Below are 3,791 nucleotides of genomic sequence, written 5' to 3' on the forward strand. Positions count from 1 at the left end.
TTTGAAGATCCACGAGTATCAGGCCAAAGAGATCCTGGCGCGCTACGGCATCCCCATCCAGCCGGGGCGCGTAGCCTATACGCCAGAAGAAGCGGAAGCGATTGCCCGCGACCTTGGCGGACCAGTGGTCATCAAGGCTCAGGTCTATGTCGGCGGACGCGGCAAGGCAGGAGGCATTCAGTTTGGCAATACGCCCGAAGAGGCGCGCGCCGCCGCCGCCCGGGTCCTGGGCATGAATATTAAGGGGCTGACGGTCCAGAAAGTGCTGGTGGTCTCCAAGCTGGAGATTCAAGAGGAATACTATCTTGGCATCGTCCTGGACCGCAAGACTCAGGCCCCGGTCGTGATGGTCTCGACCGCCGGCGGCGTCGATATCGAGGAGGTCGCCGCCACTACTCCCGAGAAGATTATCAAGCAGGCCATCGACCTGCGTTGGGGGCTGCGCCCCTTTGAGGCGCGCAACATTCTGGCGCGTGCCGGTTTTCCCTCGGCGGTCATCGCCCGCGGCGGAGCGATCCTGACGGCGCTAGCGCAGGCCTTCATTGAGAGCGATGCCAACCTGGCCGAGATCAATCCGCTGGTCCTGACCGGCGATGGTCAGGTGCAGGCCGCCGATGCCAAGATTGTGCTCGACGATAATGCGCTCTACCGCCATCGCGACTACGCTGCCTGGGAGGAGCCAGAGGAGGCCAATCCGCTGGAATTCGAGGCCCACAAGGAGGGCCTGACCTATGTCAAGCTCAACGGCAACGTGGGCATCATCGGCAATGGGGCGGGCCTGGTCATGACCACCCTGGACATGGTCGCCGCCTGCGGTGGCAAGCCCGCCAACTTCCTCGATATCGGCGGTGGGGCCCGCGCCGAAGTGATGGCCAAGGCCCTGACCTTCGTTGCACGCGATCCCGACGTTAAGGGCATCCTGGTCAATATCTTCGGCGGCATCACGCGCGGCGAGGAGGTGGCCAGGGGGGTCATCATGGCCCAGCAACAGCTGCCCGCCGGCCTGCCGATTGTGGTGCGCCTCTCGGGCACCGGTGCCGAGGAGGGCCGCGCCATGCTCAAGGATGCAGGCCTCGATTGGGGCAAAGATATGCGCGATGCGGCGCAGAAGATCGTCGCCGCCATCCAGGCAAAGGAGAAGGGACAGCAGGCATGAGCATTCTACTCGATGAGCATACCCGTGTGATTGTCCAGGGCATTACCGGGCGCGAGGGGAGCTATCACACGACTCGCATGCTGGAGGCAGGCACGAAGGTGGTGGCCGGCGTGACGCCCGGCAAGGGCGGCCAGAGCGCTTGCGGCCTGCCGGTCTTCGATACGGTGGCCGAGGCGAAGGCGGCCACCGACGCCAACGCCAGCTGTATCTTTGTCCCGCCCGCCGGGGCCGCCGATGCCATCATGGAGGCCGCCAGCGCCGGCATCAAGCTGATCGTCTGCATCACGGAGTTTATTCCAGTACTGGACACAGCCCGCGCCATGCTGGTGGTGCGCGAGCATGGGGCAACCCTCATCGGCCCGAATTGTCCCGGCCTGTGTACTCCCGGCCAGGGGAAAATCGGGATCATGCCCTATCAGATCTTTACCCCCGGCCCCGTCGGCTTCATTTCGCGTTCAGGAACACTGACCTACGAGGTCGTTGCGCTGCTCACAGAGGCCGGCATCGGCCAGTCAACCTGCATCGGCATCGGCGGCGATCCGATCATCGGCTCGACCTTCGTCGATCACCTGAAGCTGTTCGAGCAGGACCCGCAAACACAGGCCGTGGTGCTCTGCGGCGAGATCGGGGGCAGCGATGAGGAGGATGCCGCCGAGTTTATCAAGACGATGAAGAAACCGGTGGTGGCCTTTATCTCGGGTCGTACCGCTCCGCCGGGCAAGCGTATGGGCCACGCGGGCGCCATTATCTCGGGCAATACGGGGACCGCTCAGGGAAAGGTGGCCGCTCTGCAGGCCGCCGGCGTGCCAGTGGCCGAGACCATCTTCGATATCCCCGACCTGGTCAAGGCGGCCCTGGCCAGACAGGTCTAGTCTCGCCCCGGCTGGGCCAGGCTCTGCCATTGTATAGGGGAACTGGATGGATCGCGCCTAACCAGCCCAGGGTCCGTAAATAACACCGCACCTATCCCAGCCTACGCTTGGCGGCCCTGCCTGCGCTATGAGCGGTCCATCCAGAAGAAGCCAAGCCCAGAGACAAAGGCGCTGATGCGAGGAGTGGCTCCGGTTCCCTAACAGTCCCCTCACCCAGAGGGAGGGAGGGAGCCGGGGCTAGTCCCCGCCTGGCGAAGAGGAGAGATGACAACAGCACTCGTCTACGACCCGATCTTTTTAGAGCATATTACGCCACGACGGCACCCTGAGCGTCCCGAACGTCTGCAGCGGGCCATGGCCGTGCTGGAGGCCCTCGGCTGGCTCCAGCGCGAGGGCCTGGTTCTGCTTTCGCCACGCGAGGCCAGCGAGGACGAGCTGGCCCTGGCCCACGATCGCTTCTATATCCGCGCCGTGCGCGCCGCGGCAGAGCGCGCCGCCAGCGAAGCCGCCGCCGGAGGACGGGTCTCCCATTTCTTTGCGCCAGAGACCTTCATCTCCGGTCGCTCCTATGAGGCCGCAGCTAAGGCCGCCGGCGCCGGGCTAACTGCCATCGACGCTCTGCTCAAAGGCGAGATCGATAACGCCTACTGCCTGGTCCGCCCACCCGGCCATCACGCCGAGTACGACGAGGCCCTGGGCTTCTGCCTCTTCAATAACGTGGCCATCGCCGCCCGCTATGCCATCGAACGCTACGGCCTCGAACGAGTGATGATCATCGATTTCGATGTCCATCACGGAAATGGAACTCAAAACATCTTTTATCGTGATCCGCGCGTCCTTTACTTCTCAACCCATCAGGCCCCGTTCTATCCCGGCACGGGACGCTCGGACGAGCGCGGCGAGGGGGAGGGCCTGGGCACAACGATCAATGTGCCGCTGCCGGCCACAACCGGTTTCGAGACCTACGAGCCGGTCTTTCGCCAGGTGATGGCACCCGCCGCTGACCGCTTTCAGCCGCAGCTGATTCTGGTATCGGCGGGCTTCGACGCCCACTGGAAAGATCCGCTGGCCAATATGTATCTCTCGACCGCCGGCTTCGCCCAGCTGATCATGATCATTATCAAGCTGGCGAAAGATCTCTGCGACGGTCGACTGATCATGATTCAGGAGGGTGGCTACGATTTGCAGGCTAACGCAGCCTGCGTCGCCACCAGCATCAATCTGCTGCTGGGCGACGACGCCGCTGTCGATAGCCTTGGCCCACCACCCGAGAGGTCTTTTCGCATCAATACGGACGTGCTCATTGCCGAGCTACGGCGCATCCACAAGCTGACGGGCTATCGTATGCGCAATGCCCCGCGTCCAGATATCGCGAAGCTGCGACGCGAGGTCAAGGGACCGGAGGCCGAGACCCCCAGCAGCGACCCCGCCAGCAGCAACGGCAAGGGAACGGATGGCAGCCCCTGACAGCGCCAGACGCTGGCCTCGCCCGACTGGGCTGGGCTGCCTCCGTTTCACCACCTTATGCGTGTTCTCAAAGAGAAGGCCGTCAATAGTAGGAAGGAAACAGGAAGCAAGAAAGGCCCCCAAGGTGAACTGTTACCGGTCAAGTCAGAGACCCCACGGCTCAAGCCGGGGGCTTGCAGGGAATCTTGCAAGCCTGTCTCTGACCAGCCCAAGCGGTTGAGCCGAAGGACAAGGCGAGGACGCCGCTCCGTTGCTGGCAGGCCAACGACCCACTCCGGGATGCTTCCCCAGTTCCG

General features: G+C 63.5%; 3 protein-coding genes. All 3 read left to right on the forward strand.

Annotation, left to right across the window (positions count from 1 at the left end):
* Positions 1 to 1,156, forward strand: a 1,156-nt coding sequence (sucC, locus tag IRZ31_RS20605; protein WP_297157431.1) for an ADP-forming succinate--CoA ligase subunit beta, incomplete at its 5' end; no start/stop codon positions are given.
* Entirely contained in the window at positions 1,153 to 2,028 is an 876-nt protein-coding gene (gene sucD / locus IRZ31_RS20610; protein WP_112433435.1) for a succinate--CoA ligase subunit alpha, read from the forward strand. The genes sucC and sucD, both read left to right, overlap by 4 nt.
* 264 nt (positions 2,029 to 2,292) lie before the next feature.
* On the forward strand, positions 2,293 to 3,495 hold the full coding sequence (locus tag IRZ31_RS20615; protein WP_297157436.1) for a histone deacetylase: 1,203 nt from the start codon (positions 2,293 to 2,295) through the stop codon (positions 3,493 to 3,495).
* The last annotated feature ends 296 nt before the right edge of the window (positions 3,496 to 3,791 follow it).

This window comes from Thermogemmatispora sp. (genome assembly GCF_019683635.1).
GTDB lineage: Bacteria > Chloroflexota > Ktedonobacteria > Ktedonobacterales > Ktedonobacteraceae > Thermogemmatispora.